The following is a 16,330-nucleotide window of genomic DNA, read 5'->3' as shown; positions in this document are numbered from 1 at the left end:
ATCAGCAGCTCTCGCCGGGCACCTGGAAGCCGATCACCTGGCGGGTCTGCACCGGCTCCGACCGGGAGACACCCAGCACGGTGTACCGCACCAGCAGCGTCTCGGTCCATGCTCGGGCACAGGGGCCGCCGGAGGGCGCCTCGGTGCGCAGCGTCAGCACCAGCACCAGATGGCGGCCGGGGGCGATCTCCACCGGCTGGAACGGCCGGCGTCCGCCCGGGGTGCTCACCTCCACGTCGACGATGCGGAACATGCCCGGGTCGCGGCTGACCTCCTCTACAACGACCGGGTGTCCGCCGGGGTTGTCCAGCGAGAAGGCGAACGTGTGCAGCACGCTTTCGTCCCACCGGAAGCGCACCTCCGTGACACCGCCAGCGCGGTGCTCCTCGTGCTCGGAGCCGCTGAAGTATCCGCCGGCCACCAGGTGGTAGCCGTCCGCCAGGCGGTGGCGTGCCGCCTCGGCCTGCCGCGGCGCCGCCACGACCTGCCAGACCCCGACGATCGCCACCGCGAACAACGCGGCGGCCAGCGCGATCAGCAGCGGCTGGAACCGGCGCGCGGCGCCTGCCACCGCAGGCGGTGCAACGGCATCCGGCGGTGCCGCGACGGGGGTGGCGCCCGCCGCCTGCTTCGGGGCGGCATCGGAGGGATCGGCATGGCGCAGGTTCGGGTCGGTCCCCGTTGGAGTCACGCCGCGCAGCGTAGCGGCGATCGGCAAACGCCACTTTCCGGTGCGGTCTCGCGGGGTCGTTGCCCGATCAGACCGCGCAGGCCGTGCCGGGGGCCAACTGGATCACCAGCGTGGCGAGCAGCGGCACCTGCTGGTGGCGGGGGGTGCCGAGCACCGAGAACCGCACCGGCACGGACGACCAGGTCTGGCTGGCGCAGGCCGTGGTGCTCGCCGGGCTGTCCATCCGGAACGTCGCGTACAGGTAGATCTCCTCGCCCGCGTCGAGGCGCACCGGCCGGAACGGCGTCGCGCGCTCCGCGGTGCAGCAGCCGGGGCCCTCCCGCATCATCGAGAGCCGCTCCAGCCGCAGGCCGGGCAGCCGGTCCTCGTCGATGCCGTCGATGCGCACCGGCAGCCGGTCCGGGTTGCGCACCGTGAAGTACAGCTCGTAGCTGCGCTCGGCGGTGTAGTCGTAGCGCACGAACGCGCCCGTCACGTCCTGCGACGCCTGCGCGTCGGCGCCGCCCCCGCCGAACGACCCGGTCTCCAGCCGGTAGCCCAGGGCCACGACCTGCCAGGACAGCAGCGCGAGCATGATCACGCCGAGGAGCCCGAGCAGCAGGCGGGCCGACTTGGTCACCTCACCGGCGGTGACGGGGATGGATGCCATGGCGCGCAGCGTAGCGGTCCGTGACACGGAGCGCTGCCCCCCTTCTGGTCACCCTTGCCGATGAGGTAGGAACGAGGCATGACGCAGATGGTTGATCTTCGCAGCGACACCGTGACCAGGCCGACCGCCGCGATGCGGGCGGCGATGGCGGCCGCCGAGGTCGGTGACGACGTGTACGGCGAGGACCCCACGGTCATCGCGCTGGAGCAGCGGGTGGCGCAGCTGTTCGGGCACGAGGCGGCGCTGTTCGCGCCGAGCGGCTCGATGGCCAACCAGATCGCGCTGCAGCTGGTCGTGCCGCCCGCGCAGGAGCTGCTGTGCGACGCGAACGCGCACGTGGTGACGTACGAGTTCGGCGCCGCCGCGGCCATCGGCGGCATCTCCACCCGGACCTGGCCCAACGCCGGTGGCCAGCTCGACGTGGACGTGATCGCCTCGATGATCCGCCCGGACGGCTACTGGGCCGTGCCGACGCGCGCGATCGCGGTGGAGCAGACGCACAACATGGCGGGCGGCGTGGTGATCGGGCTCGACACGCTGCGCGCGCTGCGCGGTGTCGCCGACGCGGCGGGGGTGGCGCTGCACTGCGACGGCGCCCGCATCTGGCACGCGCACGTCGCCGACGGGGTGCCGCTGGCCGAGTACGGCGCGCTGTTCGACACGATGTCGGTCTGCCTGTCCAAGGGCCTCGGCGCGCCGGTCGGCTCGGTGGTGGTGGGCGGCGCCGAGGACATCGCCAAGGCGCGCTGGATCCGCAAGCGCATGGGCGGCGGGATGCGCCAAGCCGGCATCCTCGCCGCGGCCGGCCTGTACGCCCTGGAGCACCACATCGACCGGCTCGCCGACGACCACGCCCGCGCCCGGCGGCTGGCCGACGCGCTCGCGCCCTACGGCGTGGTCGACGCCGACCGGGTGCGCACCAACCTCGTGCTGCTCGACCTGAGCAAGACCGCGCTCGACGCGCACGGGCTGGCCGGGCGGGCCCGGGAGCAGGGAGTGCTGGTCAGCGTCATCGCGCCGCGTACCGTCCGCCTCATCACCCACCTCGACGCCGACGACGCCGCGGTGGACCGCGCCATCGCGGTGCTGGGCCCGCTGCTCGCCAACTGAGCCGATCTTGCGCGAACTGTGGGGACGACACGCCTGAATCGGGCAGATAGGCAACAGTTCGCGCAAGATCGACGCAAGCGGCGGAGCGGCGGAGCGGCGGAGCGGCTACGGCTCTGGGTGCTCGGTGACGTTCTGGAGGTAGAGGGCCTCGCCGAGGCTCTCGATGAGGCCCAGCTGGGTCTCCAGGTAGTCGATGTGGTGCTCCTCGTCGGCGAGGATCTCCTCGAAGATGTTCGCCGAGGTCACGTCACCGACCGAGCGCATGTACTCGATGCCCAGGCGCAGCCGCTCGACCGCCTCGATCTCGATCTTCATGTCGCACTGGAACTGCTCCTTGACGGTCTCGCCGATCCGCAGCACGCCCAGCTTCTGGAAGTTGGGCAGCCCGTCGAGGAACAGGATGCGCTCGGCGAGCCGGTCAGCGTGCTTCATCTCGTCGATGGACTCGTGCCGGGTGTACTTCGCGAGCTTGGTGTAGCCCCAGTTCTCCTGCATGCGGTAGTGCATCCAGTACTGGTTGATCGCGGTGAGCTCCGCGGTCAGCTGCTCGTTGAGGAACTCTATGACGCGGGCGTCGCCTTGCATGGTGAAGAAACCCCCCATGGGAAACGTTATAGGGGGTAAATCTACGCGCCTTGTCCGGTTATGCCGCGATTGGCAGCAGCGTGTCGGCGTTCTCCTCGTCGATCAGGTCGCAGATGCGGTCGAGGCAGGAGCCGCAGCCCGTGCCCGCCCCGCAGGCCTCGCCGACGGAGTCCTCGCAGCGCGCGCCCGCGCGGATCACCGAGCGCACTTCGCACTCACGAACCCGTTCACAGATACACACGAACACAGCAGGGACCCTTCGGCACTGGAGGAGTGAGGCTGCCGGTGAAGCAAGCCTTGCCTCAGTAAGGGTGCCCTAAAGGATTCTGCTAGCGCAAGCCCCTGAGCAGGGAAATGTCAGCGGCGTGCGTCTCACCCGGCGTCTCGACGACCACCGGGACGCCCGCGAGCGCGGGATGGCGGAACATCTCCGCGAACGCGTCGGCCCCGATGAGGCCCTTGCCGATGGCCTCGTGCCGGTCGCGGGTGGACCCCACCGGATCCTTGGAGTCGTTGGCGTGCACCAGCCCCAGCCGCCCGGGGCCGCACACCTCCACCAGCGTGTCCAGCGTCAGCGTCATGCCGCCCGGCTTGGCCAGGTCGTGCCCGGCCGCCCAGGCGTGGCAGGTGTCGAAGCACACCCCGAGGCGGGGGTGGCGGTCCACCGCGTCCAGGTACGGCCCCAGGTCCTCGACACGGGCCGCCAGCGAGCGCCCGCCGCCCGCACTGGGCTCGACGAGCAACCGCGGCCCGTCGTCCGGCAGCGCGTCCAGCAGGGGCAGCAGCACCTCGCGCACCTGCCGCAGCGCCGCCGGGGTGTGCTCGGCGTCGACCGCGGAGCCGGCGTGGAACACCACCCCGCCCGCGCCGATCGCGGCGGCCCGCAGCAGCGCGTGCGCCAGCACCTCACGGGACTGCTCGACCGTCGCGGCGGTGGGGGAGCCCACGTTCACCAGCAGCGAGGCGTGCACGAACGCCGGGACGGCCCGGGTGTGGCAGCCCGCGACGAACAGCGCGTCCTGCGCCGGATCGCCGGGCGGGCGCGCCCAGCCGCGCGGATTGCCGACGTACACCTGCACCGCCGTGGCGCCGACCTTGTCGAGGTAGGGCAGGGCGGCCTTGGCCAGGCCGCCGGCCACGGGCGCGTGCGCGCCCACCGCGCCGGCCGGGCGCGTCACGTCGTCGCTCACCGTGTCCGTCATCCCAACTGGCAATCGATGATCACGTGCTGGCCCTGCTGCACGGGGGTGTTCGGCTGCGGGTCCTGGTTGACGACCTTGAACCAGTTCTTGTCGCCGAGCACGCCGCGCACCTCCACCTGCAGCCCCATCGAGGCCAGCAGGCCCTCGGCGTCGCCGCAGCGCGCGTTGCGCACCTCCGGCATCGCCCTGAGGCTCTGGTTGTCGCTGACCTGCAGGGTCACCGCGGCGTTCTTCTCCACGCCGGTGCCGTTGGGCGGGTCCTGCTTGACCACCACGTCGTACGGCTTGTCGGACTGCACCCGCTCCACGACCACCCGCAGGCCCATGTCCTGCAGCGTCTTCGTGGCCTCGGCCAGCGACTTGCCCTCGACGAACGGCACGGTCAGCGGCGCGCGGCCCTTGCTGACGATCACCTTGATCTCGGTGCCCGGCGGCACCTCACTGCCCGCCTTCGGGTCGGTGTCCAGCACGGTGTTCTTCGGGATGAGGTCGTCGTAGCGTTCGCCCGCCTTGACCACCTTGAACTTGAACGGCTCCGCCTGCAGGTCGGTGAGCGCCAGGTCCCAGGTCTTGCCCGACACGTCGGGCACCAGGTAGCGCTCGGCGCCCTTGGACAGGATCAGCCGCACCGCGCCGCCGCGCACCACGCGCTCGCCGGGGGGCGGATCCTGCACCAGCACGACGTCCTTGGGCACGTCCTCGCGGAACTGCGGGTCGCCGTACACCACCTGCAGCCCGGCCGCGCGCAGCGTCGCCTCGGCCTGCTCCTGGGTCAGGTTCACCAGCTGGGGGGTCACCTCGTAGCGGCCCCAGCCGAGCCACCAGCCGCCGGTCAGCACCAGCAGGGCCAGCACCACCGCGCCCGACATGAGCGCCAGCCGCCCGCGGGGATCGGCCATCGTCTGCTGGTAGCGCTGCTTGAGCTGGTCCAGCAGGCCGACCGGGGCGGCCGGAGCCGGGCTGCGGCGCCGGGAGCGCGGCGCGGGCTGCGCGCCGGGCAGGCGGGCCCACGACGGGCGCTCGCCGGGCACCACGTGGTTGACCACCACGGTGTCCTGCGCGACCGGGCGCAGCAGCTGGGTGGCCGCGTTAGTGTTCTGGGTCACGCTCTCCCGCGCCGCCTGCACGGCGCTGAGCAGCGCGCCGGCGTCGGTGGGGCGCTGGCCGGGGGACCGCCGGGTCGCCGACGCGACCAGCTCGTCCAGCACCGGGGGCAGCCCCGCCACGATCCGCGACGGCGGCGGCACGTCCCGGTCCACGTGCTGCCAGGCCACCTCGACGGGCCGCTCGCCGTCGTACGGCACGCGGCCGGTCAGCATCTCGAACAGCACGATCCCGGCGCTGTAGACGTCGCTGCGCGGGTCGGCGTGGCCGTCGGTGACCAGCTCCGGCGCGACGTAGGCGACGGTGGCCATGAGCTGGCCGCCGGACGGGTCGTCGGCGCTCGCCTCGACCGCGCGGGCCAGGCCGAAGTCGGCCACCTTGGCCACCGCGTCGACCAGGTTCTGGCCGCCGCCGCTGGGCGCCTCGGCGACCAGCACGTTCTCCGGCTTGACGTCGCGGTGCACCAGCCCGGCGCGGTGCGCCGCGCCCAGCGCCGACAGCACCTGCTCCATCAGGGCCAGCGCCTCGACCGGGCTGAGCCGGCGGCGCTCGGCGAGGATGTCGCGCAGCGTGCGGCCGCGCACGTACTCCATCACCAGATACGGCAGGCCCGCGTGGGTGCCCTGGTCGTAGACGGCGACCACGTTCGGGTGGGTGAGCCGGGCGATCGTCTTGGCCTCGTCGGTGAAGCGGTCGAGGCTGAACGCCTGGCCCGCGGCGTCGCGCACCTGGGCCGGGTGAATGATCTTGAGCGCGACCGTGCGCTCCAGGCGCTCGTCTACCGCTGTGTAGACCGTCGCCATGCCACCACGGGCCACGCGACCGCGGATGCGGTAGCGCCCGTCGACGAGTGAGCCGAGCAGCGGATCGGCGGTCTGAGTGTTCATCGCAGCGCAGTCTAAGTCAGACGTGGGCCCAAGCCGTACACCCGCGCGTGCGACCGTGCCGCGACCTGCGGTTTCCGCATGTCAGGCGATGTCGGGCGTACGCGTGGCGGCTGGTGAGCTCTCCTGCGCCGGTCCCGGCGTGTCGGGCGTCACCACCGCTGAGGCGGACGCCGCGGCCGGCGTCGACGGCGAGGCGGACGGGCTGGGGCTGGGCGACGGGCTCGGCGAGGGGGAAGGGGAGGGCGACGGAGACGGGGAGGCGGACGCGGACGGCGTGGGCGTGGCCTCGCAGTCGCACGCCGACGGGCTCGGCGACGGCGAGCGGCGCGGGGAGGGAGTGGTCGACACGACGGCGGCGGGCACGTCCCGCGCCGCGGTCGGGCTGGGCATCGCCCCGGCCTGGCGCCAGGGCACCGGCGCCGGGGACGACGCCGGTGCGGGCACCCGCGGCAGCGCGCCGGGCACCCGGTCGTCGCCGAGCAGCGCGTCCACCCCGGCGGTGACGGCGTAGTAGCCGCCCACCCCCACCGAGGCGAGCAGCATCGCCCCCGTCGCCAGCACCGCGCGGTGCCGGGTGGTGGGGCGCGGCGGCTCGTCGCCGAGCACCGGCATGATCACCGTCTCGTCGTTCATCCGGCGCCGCGCCAGGTCGTAGCGCAGCGAGCGGACCGCGCCGTCGATCTCGCGCTTGATCAGGTGCCAGGGATTCATCCGAGGGTCCTTTCCACGGCCACGGAGCCGCCCGGGTCGGGGATGCGGTGGTGAGCCCGGCCGGCGACGTGGCAAGGTGTGGAGGTGGCCGAAACTGCGCATTCGACGACCGACGCACCCACCAGCTGGCTGACCCTGCCGGACGTGGCCGAGCGGCTCGGGCTGTCGATCATCAAGGTGCACCAGCTGATCAAGGACGGTTCGCTGCTGGCGGTGCGCCACGAGGGCGTGCGCCAGGTGCCGGCGGAGCTGGTGGCGAACGACACCGTGCTCAAGCACCTCCCCGGCGTCCTGAATCTGCTGCGCGACGCCGGGTACAACGACGATGAGGCGGTCCGGTGGCTCTACACCGCCGACGACACGCTTCCGGGGACGCCCGCCGCGGCGCTCGGCGGCGACAAGGCACGTGAGGTCAAGCGCCGCGCGCAGGCCGTGGCCTTCTGACCGTGTACGCCTACCTCGCGGTGCTGCTCGGCTGCCTGCTGTGCGCGTTGTGGCTGGAGCCGGTGCTGCGGGTGGGCGTGCTGCGCCAGTGGCGGCGGCTGCTGCTGGTCGCCGTGCCGGTGCTGGCCGTGTTCGTCGCCTGGGACCTCGCCGCGATCGCGGCCGGGCACTGGAGCTTCGACCACGCGCAGGTGCTGGGCGTCTGGCTGCCCGGCGGGATGCCGCTGGAGGAGCTGCTGTTCTTCCTGGTCGTGCCGCTGTGCGCGATCCTGGGCTACGAGGCGGTCCGCACCGTGCTGGCCAGGTACGGGCGATCGTGACGTACACCGTGGCGGCCCTGCTGGGGCTGGCCGGGGCGGTCGCGGTCGACCTGTTCGTGCTGCGCACCCGGCTGCTGGCGAGCCTGGCGTTCTGGGCGACGTACCCGATCGTGCTGCTGTTCCAGCTGCTCTCCAACGGCATCCTGACCGGGCGCGGGGTGGTCCGCTACGCGCCGGAGGCGATCACCGGCCTGCGCGTGGCGTACGCCCCCGTCGAGGACCTGGTGTTCGGCTTCGCGCTGGTGCTGTTCACGCTCTCGCTCTGGGTCTGGACCGGACGGCGGCGGCGATCAGCGCGGCCGTGACCGCGACCGCGCCCACCGCCTTGGTCAGCACCGGCACCCCGAGCCCGTTGGGCAGCGTCAGGAACGCGCACCCGGCCGCCGCCAGGGCCAGCCACCGCCGCCGCCGCGCGTCGGTCTCGGCCGCCGCCAGCACCGCCAGCGGCGCCACCGCGTACCACGGATAGAACACCGGCCCGAGCAGCGCCGTCGCCGCCATCACCCACCCGCAGGCGAGCACCACCACCCGCGCCTGCCCCCGATGCCGCCACGCGTGCCGCAGTGCGACCAGCCCGATCCCGGCCAACACCAGCACCCCCAGCACCCGAGCCACGGTCACCGCCGCGCCCGACCACTCGCCCAGCCCCACACCCCGCAGCAGATACCCCACGGTCATCCCCACCGCCGTCGGCGGCGAACTCCACTGCGCCAGCTCCCCCGTGCCCCTGAGCGCTCCGACCCACCCCAGCCCCAACCCGCTCACCACGCTGAACAGCGCAAACCCGCCGACCCCGGCCACCGCCCCGACCCACCATCGCCGCCCCAGCAGCACCAACACGAACGGCACCACCACCACCGCCGTCACCTTCACCCCCACCGCCCCCGCGACGGCCAACCCCGCCAGCGCCGCCCCCACCCCCACCCCCGCCCCGCCCCGGAGCCCGAGGCCGGGGTGCAGTTTCGGGGAAACTGCACTCATCGAGACGTCGTCGGCTGCAGTTTCCCCGAAACTGCCGCCGCCCTCACGGCGCTCGCGGGTCTCGGGCCGGGCCGAGTCGGCGGCGGCGGGCACGGTGCGTTGATCTTGCGCGGGATGTGGGGACGACACGGGTGAAACGGGCGAATGGGCAACACTTCGTGCAAGATCGACACGATCTTGGCGGGGTCCGGTGAGGGACAGCGCCAGGGCGGTGAGGGTGAGGGCGGCGACGATGACGTCGTTGTGGGCGGCGGAGAGGGCGTGGACGGCGGTGAGGGGGGTGAGCAGGGCGAGCCAGTAGGCGGCGGGGACGGGGACGCCGCAGGCGCGGGCCACGGTGGGCAGGGTGGCGGCGAGCAGGGCGAGGGCGGCGACGGCGAGCAGGCGGAGGCCGCCGAGCGCGCCGAGCAGGCCGCCGAGCCAGGTCACCGCGCCGGACAGGACGACGGCCGCGGGGCCGTAGGGGGTGGGGGTGTGCCACCACAGTTCGGGGACGGCCGCGCTCCAGGGGCAGCCGCCGTCGGCGACGCCCAGCGCGTAGGGGTCCACCCCCGCGCGCCACAGCCAGCCCTGGCAGGCGTACGCATACACATCCCGGCTGCCCAGCGGCGGCGCGACCAGCAGCGGCGCCGCCCACGCCGCCCCGATCAGCAGGACCCGCCCGGCCGACACGCCGACCCCGGCATCCCCGCCCGGCTGTGCCCGGCTGTGCTCCAGGCTCCGGCGATGCTGCTCCAGCGGCATGACGGGAGCTTGGACCTGGGGAAGGAGGCGGCCGAGCTGCCACCAGGCGGCCGTCCAGCCGGACAGGCCGAGCAGCCAGCAGAGCAGGCCCGCGAGAAAACCCGCCGGGACCGCGCCGAACCCGCCCAGCCGCAGGCCGGGGCCCGGGTCGCCGCCCGGCAGCGCGCCCGCCAGGAACGCCGACCCGGCCAGCAGCACGCCGGAGACGCAGCCGAGGGCGACGGCGGCCCGGGTCGTGGCGTGGCGGGGGAGCACCCGATGATGATTCCACGGTCCTTGATCGGTACTGCGCGACGCCGCACACTCCTCGTGTGGACAGGCTCGGGACACGGCGCAACATCGTCATCGCCGCCGTGGCGGCGGTGCTGCTCGTGGCGCTCATGGCGCTGGTCGGCTTCTGCGCGCGGACCACCATGCAACCCGGCTCGGAAGGCGGCGCGCCCGCCGCCACGGCCGCGCAGACGCCGGTGTCGGGGCTGCCCACGGTGCGGCTGGACCAGCTGCCCAAGGAGGCGGTGGCGACCGTCGCGCTGATCGACGCGGGCGGGCCGTTCCCGTACGACAAGGACGGGACCGTGTTCGGCAACCTGGAGGGCATCCTGCCCAAGCAGCCGCGCGGCTACTACCGCGAGTACACGGTGCCCACGCCCGGCTCACGCGACCGCGGCGCGCGGCGGCTGGTCGCCGGGCGCGACGGCGACCTCTACTACACCGCCGACCACTACGAGAGCTTCCGGCAGGTGCAGCGCTGACTCAGGCAGCGCGCCGGACCGCGGCGTCGGCCAGCTCACGCAGCATGTCAGCCGGCTCCGGCTCGACCGGCGCGGCGTCCAGCGCGGTCAGCGCCGCCGTGGTCAGCTCCGCGATGTACGACTCGGTGCGGGCCAGCGCGCCCGACTCGGTGATGATCCGGCGCAGCTGCGCCACGCCGCCCTCGTCCAGGTCGGCCCGGCCCAGCGCGGCCGCGAGGGTGTCCCGGTCGGCCGGAGCGGCATGGGTCAGCGCCATCGCGATCAGGTACGTCCGCTTGCCCTCGCGCAGATCGTCCCCGGCCGGCTTGCCGGTCGCGGCCGGGTCGCCGAACACGCCGAGCACGTCGTCGCGCAGCTGGAAGGCCTCGCCCAGCGGCAGGCCGAACGCCGAGTACGCCGCGCTCAGCTCGGCCGGGGCGTCCGCCAGCGCGGCGCCCAGCAGCAGCGGATGCTCGACGGTGTACTTCGCCGACTTGAACCGCGCCACCTGCGAGGCGCGCTGCACCGAGGTGTCCGCAGACGCCTGGGTCAGCACGTCCAGGTACTGCCCGATCATGACCTCGGTGCGCATCAGGTCGAACACCGGCCGCGCCCGGGCGACCGTCACCGGGTCCAGCCCGCTGGCGTGCAGCAGCTCGTCGGACCAGACCAGGCACAGGTCGCCGAGCAGGATCGCCGCCGCGGCGCCGAACCCGTCCGCGCCGCCCTGCCAGCCCGCCCGGTCGTGCAGCATGGCGAACCTGCGGTGCACGGCGGGCTCGCCGCGCCGGGTGTCGGAGGCGTCCATCAGGTCGTCGTGCATCAGCGCGCTGGCCTGCACCAGCTCCAGCGACGCGAGCGCGGTCACCACCTCGTCGCGGTCCTCCCCGCCCGCGCCCCGGTAACCCCAGTACGCGAACGCGGGGCGCAGCCGCTTGCCGCCGCCCAGCACGAACGACTCCACCGCGTCGGCCATCGGCGCGAGGCCGGTGTCGATGTCCGCCATGTGCTCCCGGCGGTCGGCGAGGAAGACGGCGAGCGCCTTCTCGACCCGCGGGCGCAGCGCGGCACGGTCCACCGGGTGAATGGTCATAGCACGAACTTAGTTCACGCCACCTGCCGTCGATGACCCCGGGAGGTATGACATGAGCTGCCTGATCAGCTCACTCAGGTCATGTACCGCCGGGATGTGCCGGCGCCGGGCCAGCCGCGCCGACAGCTCGCGGGTCTGCTCCGCCGCCCGCACCGAGCCCGAGCGCACCGCCTCGATCGCCGCGTCCCCGCCGGCCGCGCACGCCTGCTCCACCTCCCCGATGCCGAGCAGCGCCCGCGCCCGCCATCCCGCGTACACGGCCGCCGTGCGCGGCTGGCCGCGCCACCGGGCCGCCGCGCCGTCCAGCAGCGGCAGCGCCCGCAGCGGCCGGTCCAGCAGCACCAGGCAGCGGCCCGTCATCGCGGCCAGCTCGGCCTGATCCAGCCAGTACAGCCAGGACGGCTCGGCCGCCGGGATGAGCCGCTCGCCGAGCCGCTGGGCGACCAGCAGCGACTGCGCGGCGGCGCTCCCGTCCGCGCACCTCGCCGCGGCCAGCGCCGCGCGGTGCGCGAGCAGGGCGCGCAGGCCCGGCGTTCCCCCGCGGCGTGCCCCCGCCGCGCCGATCCGGGCCAGCTGCCAGGCCGCCCGGGGCCGCGCCTCGGCGAGCAGGTGGCTCGCTCCGCCCAGCAGGTGCGCGCCGAGGGCCGCGTCACCGGCCTCGGCGGCCAGCAGCAGGCCCGCACGGTACGCCCGCAGCGCCGCGGCCTGGTCCCCAGCGTCGCCGGCCGTCCACCCGGCCAGCTGCGCCAGCTCGGCGGCGGGTCGCAGCAACCGCCGCCGGTCCGCGCCCCGCGCCCGGCGCAGGCGGGACGCGGCCTGCCGCCACCGCCGGTGCGCCACCGGCGCCAGATCCGCCCCGCCCACCAGGTCGTCCATGCGCCGTAGCTCGGCGAGGAGAGGCCGGACGGCCCCGGCCTCGAACAAGCCGGTCGCCTCCGCCGGCGAACCGTCCCGCGCGGACCGGTCCCCGGCCGGGCCGGGCCGGAAGCCGGGCGCGGCCGGCTCGCCGGGCGGCGGGGAGCGGTCCGCGCTCTCGCGCAGCCAGCGCTCGGCCAGCCGGCAGAGCTGGTCGACGGCGTCCAGCGGGGCCGGGCTGGGCGCGGGGCGGGCGCCGGCGGCGAGCAGGGCGGGCGGCAGGTCGAGCACGAGCGCCAGCCAGGCCAGCCACTGCCCGCCGGGCAGCCGCTCGCCCCGCTCCCAGCGGCTCACCTCGTGCCGGGTGACGGTCGCGGCGCCTGCGGCGGCGCACAGCAGCGCGGCCAGCCGGGTCTGGCTGTACCCCCGGCTCCGGCGGGTCTCGGCGATCAGTCTGCCCAGCGGCGGACGGGGCATGGCGGCCTCCCGGCTCGTCCCACGGCGACACGTGACAACGGCCGACCCCCGGCTCGGCGCAGGCCCCCATGCGCCGATCCGGTTCTACCGGTCCCGTACGACAACCCGCGCCGCCGCCGGCGCCGCTCGCCGCGAAGATCGCTGTCTCGTGTCCAAAGGTGAGCTCAGAGCCCACTTCCCGACACGAGACAGCGATCTTCGCGGGCGTACTCGCCGACGGCGGGGCCGAGTCGGCGGTGGAGCCGGTCGATGATCGGCGTCTCGTGTCAGAACCTGCGCTGTGACCTCACCTTTCGACACGAAACAGCGATCTCCACCCGGGCGCCGCGACGTTCGGCCGGATTCGGAGAGAGATCGTTCGGGATCGGTGTGTCGTAGAGTGCGACTGTTCCGAACGACGGAGGGTGCTCCTGCGCGATGGCGGGCGAGCAGCCGGCATACCGGCGAGTGGCGGATCGGTTGCGGGAGCTCATCCTGAGCGGTGAGCTCGCCGAAGGCGCCCAGCTGCCCTCATTGAGGGAGATCGCCGCGCGTTATGGCGTGGCCACGAGCATCGCGACCCGTGCGCTGGATGTCCTGCGTACGGACGGTCTTGTGGTGTCCCGACCCGGTGCGGGCACGTATGTCCGCCGCTTCGAACGCATAGTGCGCAGCTCGCCAGGCCGGTTGGCCCAGGCCCGGTGGCGTCAGGGCGCATCGGTCCAGGATCACGACACCGGTCCTCGGACACGGACCGTCGATGTCGTCATCGGTGACGTCCCTGCACCCGACTTCGTGGCTGGTGCGCTGGGTATCGCACCCGGTGCACCGGTCCTGTCGCGGGCGCGACGGTTCGTGGTCGAGGAAAGGGTGGTGCAACTGGCCACCTCCTACCTGCCGACCGAGCTGACGCGCGGAACGCGGATCGAGCACACGGACGCCGGAGCAGGTGGCATCTACGCTCGCCTGGCCGAACAGGGACTGGCCCCGAGTCATTTCACGGAGCGGATCGTGGGCCGCAGCCCATTGCCGGAGGAGGCTGCCGCTCTCGAACTCGCGGTCGACGGCTCGCGAGTGCTGGAGATCACTCGCTACGCCCACGCGGGTGATCGCTGCGTCGAGGTGAACCGCATGGTCCTGGACTCGGACGCCTACGAGCTGACCTACTCCTTCCCCGCCTGACGACGGATGTTCGGAACAGCGGTTGACTGTTCCGAACAGTTCTGGCTGGCTCCTTTGTGCCGGCGTCCACAAAGGAGGGTGGTCTCGTGTGCCGATACATGGCGACGTTTCCAAACACCGAGTCGCCTGTGCCAGGCGCCTGCTCGCAGGAACCCGGCCGGCGTGTATTGACAGCACCTGACCTGCGGCGACAGTTGCGCCCCGATGTGCCATGGGGTGTGTCGTCGCTGCTCAGGCGATAGGTAACGAGCAGGGGCGGTCTGGCCCCTGCGAATCTGCGGCTGGCCCCTCCCAAGAGGGCTTCTCCGCGGTTCGATGAACGTGCTCGCGCTGGTGACGACTCCCGAGGCCGGTCGCGAGCCGCCGGGGCGGCGTGCCTTCTCCCATCGGCTCGCGCCGCCCCGGCACCTGTCCGCGTGCACCTGGGGAGGGCGCGATGAAGCTGTCGACGGTCGACTGGGAGAACCCGCCGCTGGACCCGCCGGAGGACGTGCCGCAGCCGCTGCTGTGGCGGCTGGCCGCGCGGCTGCTGCACGATCACGTGCCGGGCGCGGGGTTCCGTCCGCCCGTTCACCGCTGCAACGCCTGCGACCAGGTGTGGCCTTGTTCGGCTCGGGGTTATGCCGAGCGGGGCCTGCTCGTCTCGTGCCGCGTCCCGGTCGGCGGCCGCGGTGCGGCGGTGGTGGCGGCGGATTGGCTCCTCGACGGCGAGGAGTGGTGGTTCCCCGGCGGGCCGGCCGCGCAGACGGCTGCGACGGACGGGGCCGGTGAGCATGATCACGAGTAGGCGTGCACCACGAACTGGGACGAGGCGGACCGCGCGGGGATCGGACATTAGAGTCGGGAGGGTGACGCTGCGTGCCCCATCGACCATGCCGGGACCCCGCCCGACCGTGCGCGAGCTGCTCAGCTCTGGGGAGCCGACGTTCTCGTTCGAGTTCTTCCCGCCCAAGACCGCCGACGGCGAGCGCCTGCTGTGGCAGGCGATCCGGGAGCTGGAGTCGCTGCAGCCGTCCTTCGTCTCCATCACGTACGGCGCGGGCGGCAGCACCCGGGGCACCACCGTGCAGCTCACCGAGCGCATCGCCACCGAGACCACGCTGCTGCCGCTGGGTCACCTGACCGCGGTGAACCACTCGGTGGCCGAGCTGCGGCACGTCATCGGGCACTACTCGGACGCGGGCGTGCGCAACGTGCTGGCGCTGCGCGGCGACCCGCCGGGCGACCCGCAGGCGGAGTGGGTGGCGCACCCGCAGGGTCTGCACTACGCCGAGGACCTGGTGCGGCTGCTGAAGGAGAGCGGCGACTACTGCGTGGGCGTGGCCGCGTTCCCGGAGAAGCACCCGCGCTCGCCCGACCTCGGCTCGGACGTGCACCACTTCGTACGCAAGTGCCGCGCGGGCGCGGACTACGCCATCACGCAGTTCTTCTTCGACTGGCAGGACTGGGCCCGGCTGCGCGACGCGGCGGCGGGCGCGGGCTGCCACGTGCCGATCATCCCGGGCATCATGCCGGTCACCAACGTCAGCCAGATCGAGCGCATGGCGCAGCTGTCCGGCGCGGCGTTCCCGGCGGACCTGGCCGAGCGGCTGCGCGCCGTCGCCGACGATCCGCGGGCGGTGCGCGCCATCGGCGTGGAGGTGGCCACCGAGCTGAGCGTGAAGCTGCTGGCCGAGGGCGCACCCGGGCTGCACTTCATCACGTTGAACCGGTCGACGGCCACCCGTGAGGTGTGGCAGCGGCTGCGGGTGGGCGCGACGGTGTAGCTCCCACCCGGGTGGCCTGCCCGAGCAGGCGGACCGGGAGTGGAGCATGACGGCGCCGACGACCCCGACACCTACCCCGACGGCGAGGATGAGCTGGGACGGATACGTCGCCGGCTGGTCCGGCTCGCACGACGGCTACGACCCGCGCCATGCCGGGCCGCTGCTGCGCAAGTGGCTGCGGGCCGCGTTCCGGGTCGGCGGGGTGCTGGCCCGGTTCGGCGCGCGGCCCGCGTACGCGATGACGGTGGCGGTGGCCTGCGCGCTGCTGGTGCCGCTGTGCGCGGTGCGCGGTGGCTCGTGGCCCGCGCTGGCGGCGCTGTTCCTGCTGCTCGGCCTGGCTGCGGACACGATCGGGCAGACGCTGTCGGTGCTGCTGGGCCGGACCAGCCGCCTCGGCTCGTTCTACCGCAGCCTGCTCGACCGGCTGACCGAGGCGTGCTGGCTGGTCGCGCTGGCCGGGGTCGGCGCCCAGCGGACCCTCCTGCTGGCCTGCGCGGCGATGGTGTGGCTGCACGAGTACATCCGGGCGCGGGCCGGGGCGGTGGGCCTGCGGGCGGCGGGTTCGGCGACGATCGGCGACCGGCCCACCCGGGCCTGGCTGACCCTGCTCGCCCTGCTGCTCGCCGCCGCCGCGACCGCCCAGGTCGGCGCCGATCTCGCCGCCGGCATCGTCACCATGGTCCTGGTCCTCTGGTTCTCCCTCGCCGTCCTCGGCCTCGGCCGGCTCCTCACCGTGGTCCGCAAGGTCCTCACCTGACCGCCGCCCATCGCCGCCCATCGCAGGCGCCGCCGTCCCGGCCAAGATCACTCGACTTGCCT

General features: G+C 73.7%; 19 protein-coding genes. 9 read left to right on the top strand and 10 right to left on the bottom strand.

Going from position 1 to position 16,330, the window contains the following annotated elements; all coding sequences use genetic code 11:
• Position 1 precedes the first annotated feature (1 nt).
• Positions 2 to 691 carry a hypothetical protein gene (locus CS0771_RS36775; RefSeq protein ID WP_212845249.1) on the bottom strand — a complete coding sequence of 230 codons (690 nt, stop codon included), beginning with the start codon at positions 689 to 691 and terminating at the stop codon, positions 2 to 4.
• A 67-nt stretch (positions 692 to 758) separates the two neighbouring features.
• A complete protein-coding gene (locus CS0771_RS36770) occupies positions 759 to 1,340 on the bottom strand; it encodes a hypothetical protein (protein ID WP_212845248.1) in 582 nt (193 codons plus the stop codon).
• An 87-nt stretch (positions 1,341 to 1,427) separates the two neighbouring features.
• On the opposite strand from CS0771_RS36770, the gene CS0771_RS36765 reads away from it, so the two are divergent.
• Positions 1,428 to 2,450, top strand: coding sequence for a low specificity L-threonine aldolase (locus CS0771_RS36765; protein WP_212846267.1), 1,023 nt, complete (start codon positions 1,428 to 1,430; stop codon positions 2,448 to 2,450).
• A 105-nt stretch (positions 2,451 to 2,555) separates the two neighbouring features.
• On the opposite strand, the gene bfr is transcribed toward CS0771_RS36765, so the two are convergent.
• From bfr to CS0771_RS36740, 5 genes are all read right to left on the bottom strand, one after another.
• On the bottom strand, positions 2,556 to 3,035 hold the full coding sequence (bfr, locus tag CS0771_RS36760) for a bacterioferritin (RefSeq protein WP_212846266.1): 480 nt from the start codon (positions 3,033 to 3,035) through the stop codon (positions 2,556 to 2,558).
• Between the two features lie 58 nt (positions 3,036 to 3,093).
• Positions 3,094 to 3,276, bottom strand: coding sequence for a bacterioferritin-associated ferredoxin (locus tag CS0771_RS36755; protein WP_256442892.1), 183 nt, complete (start codon positions 3,274 to 3,276; stop codon positions 3,094 to 3,096).
• An 88-nt stretch (positions 3,277 to 3,364) separates the two neighbouring features.
• On the bottom strand, positions 3,365 to 4,213 hold the full coding sequence (locus tag CS0771_RS36750; protein ID WP_212846265.1) for a deoxyribonuclease IV: 849 nt from the start codon (positions 4,211 to 4,213) through the stop codon (positions 3,365 to 3,367).
• Positions 4,214 to 4,233: 20 nt separating this feature from the next.
• Positions 4,234 to 6,228 carry a Stk1 family PASTA domain-containing Ser/Thr kinase gene (pknB, locus tag CS0771_RS36745; RefSeq protein ID WP_212845247.1) on the bottom strand — a complete coding sequence of 665 codons (1,995 nt, stop codon included), beginning with the start codon at positions 6,226 to 6,228 and terminating at the stop codon, positions 4,234 to 4,236.
• A gap of 81 nt (positions 6,229 to 6,309) precedes the next feature.
• Positions 6,310 to 6,939 carry a hypothetical protein gene (locus tag CS0771_RS36740; protein ID WP_212845246.1) on the bottom strand — a complete coding sequence of 210 codons (630 nt, stop codon included), beginning with the start codon at positions 6,937 to 6,939 and terminating at the stop codon, positions 6,310 to 6,312.
• 78 nt (positions 6,940 to 7,017) lie between these two features.
• Here CS0771_RS36740 and CS0771_RS36735 point away from each other — a divergent pair, with 78 nt between their 5' ends.
• From CS0771_RS36735 to CS0771_RS36725, 3 genes are read left to right on the top strand one after another with little or no spacing between them, the layout of a single operon-like run.
• Positions 7,018 to 7,383, top strand: coding sequence for an Rv2175c family DNA-binding protein (locus CS0771_RS36735; protein WP_212845245.1), 366 nt, complete (start codon positions 7,018 to 7,020; stop codon positions 7,381 to 7,383).
• A gap of 2 nt (positions 7,384 to 7,385) precedes the next feature.
• The gene (locus CS0771_RS36730) at positions 7,386 to 7,703 is read left to right on the top strand and encodes a lycopene cyclase domain-containing protein (RefSeq protein ID WP_244871249.1); all 318 of its coding nucleotides are present in this window, start codon (positions 7,386 to 7,388) and stop codon (positions 7,701 to 7,703) included.
• Positions 7,700 to 8,008 carry a lycopene cyclase domain-containing protein gene (locus CS0771_RS36725; RefSeq protein WP_212845244.1) on the top strand — a complete coding sequence of 103 codons (309 nt, stop codon included), beginning with the start codon at positions 7,700 to 7,702 and terminating at the stop codon, positions 8,006 to 8,008. Before CS0771_RS36730 ends, CS0771_RS36725 begins: the two co-directional genes overlap by 4 nt.
• On the opposite strand, the gene mptB is transcribed toward CS0771_RS36725, so the two are convergent.
• Complete coding sequence (mptB, locus tag CS0771_RS36720; protein WP_212845243.1) at positions 7,953 to 9,683, bottom strand: polyprenol phosphomannose-dependent alpha 1,6 mannosyltransferase MptB; 1,731 nt, start codon at positions 9,681 to 9,683, stop codon at positions 7,953 to 7,955. The genes CS0771_RS36725 and mptB overlap by 56 nt on opposite strands.
• A gap of 56 nt (positions 9,684 to 9,739) precedes the next feature.
• On the opposite strand from mptB, the gene CS0771_RS36715 reads away from it, so the two are divergent.
• Complete coding sequence (locus tag CS0771_RS36715) at positions 9,740 to 10,180, top strand: ribonuclease domain-containing protein (RefSeq protein ID WP_244871248.1); 441 nt, start codon at positions 9,740 to 9,742, stop codon at positions 10,178 to 10,180.
• A gap of 1 nt (position 10,181) precedes the next feature.
• On the opposite strand, the gene CS0771_RS36710 is transcribed toward CS0771_RS36715, so the two are convergent.
• Both CS0771_RS36710 and CS0771_RS36705 read right to left on the bottom strand, forming a co-directional pair.
• Positions 10,182 to 11,252 (bottom strand): polyprenyl synthetase family protein, encoded by a 1,071-nt coding sequence (locus CS0771_RS36710; RefSeq protein WP_239125388.1) that lies wholly within the window; start codon positions 11,250 to 11,252, stop codon positions 10,182 to 10,184.
• A gap of 9 nt (positions 11,253 to 11,261) precedes the next feature.
• Positions 11,262 to 12,584, bottom strand: coding sequence for a helix-turn-helix domain-containing protein (locus CS0771_RS36705; protein ID WP_212845242.1), 1,323 nt, complete (start codon positions 12,582 to 12,584; stop codon positions 11,262 to 11,264).
• A 417-nt stretch (positions 12,585 to 13,001) separates the two neighbouring features.
• Between CS0771_RS36705 and CS0771_RS36700 the strand changes: the two genes are divergently transcribed.
• From CS0771_RS36700 to CS0771_RS36685, 4 genes are all read left to right on the top strand, one after another.
• Entirely contained in the window at positions 13,002 to 13,745 is a 744-nt protein-coding gene (locus CS0771_RS36700; RefSeq protein ID WP_212845241.1) for a GntR family transcriptional regulator, read from the top strand.
• Positions 13,746 to 14,181: 436 nt separating this feature from the next.
• On the top strand, positions 14,182 to 14,532 hold the full coding sequence (locus tag CS0771_RS36695) for a hypothetical protein (protein ID WP_212845240.1): 351 nt from the start codon (positions 14,182 to 14,184) through the stop codon (positions 14,530 to 14,532).
• A 61-nt stretch (positions 14,533 to 14,593) separates the two neighbouring features.
• Positions 14,594 to 15,511 carry a methylenetetrahydrofolate reductase [NAD(P)H] gene (metF, locus tag CS0771_RS36690; RefSeq protein WP_212845239.1) on the top strand — a complete coding sequence of 306 codons (918 nt, stop codon included), beginning with the start codon at positions 14,594 to 14,596 and terminating at the stop codon, positions 15,509 to 15,511.
• A 46-nt stretch (positions 15,512 to 15,557) separates the two neighbouring features.
• Positions 15,558 to 16,268 (top strand): CDP-alcohol phosphatidyltransferase family protein, encoded by a 711-nt coding sequence (locus CS0771_RS36685; RefSeq protein ID WP_212845238.1) that lies wholly within the window; start codon positions 15,558 to 15,560, stop codon positions 16,266 to 16,268.
• Positions 16,269 to 16,330: the final 62 nt, after the last annotated feature.

Source organism: Catellatospora sp. IY07-71, assembly GCF_018326265.1.
Lineage (GTDB): Bacteria > Actinomycetota > Actinomycetes > Mycobacteriales > Micromonosporaceae > Catellatospora.
Note: the sequence above shows the minus strand (reverse complement) of the source record. Positions and strands in the feature narration are given on the sequence as shown.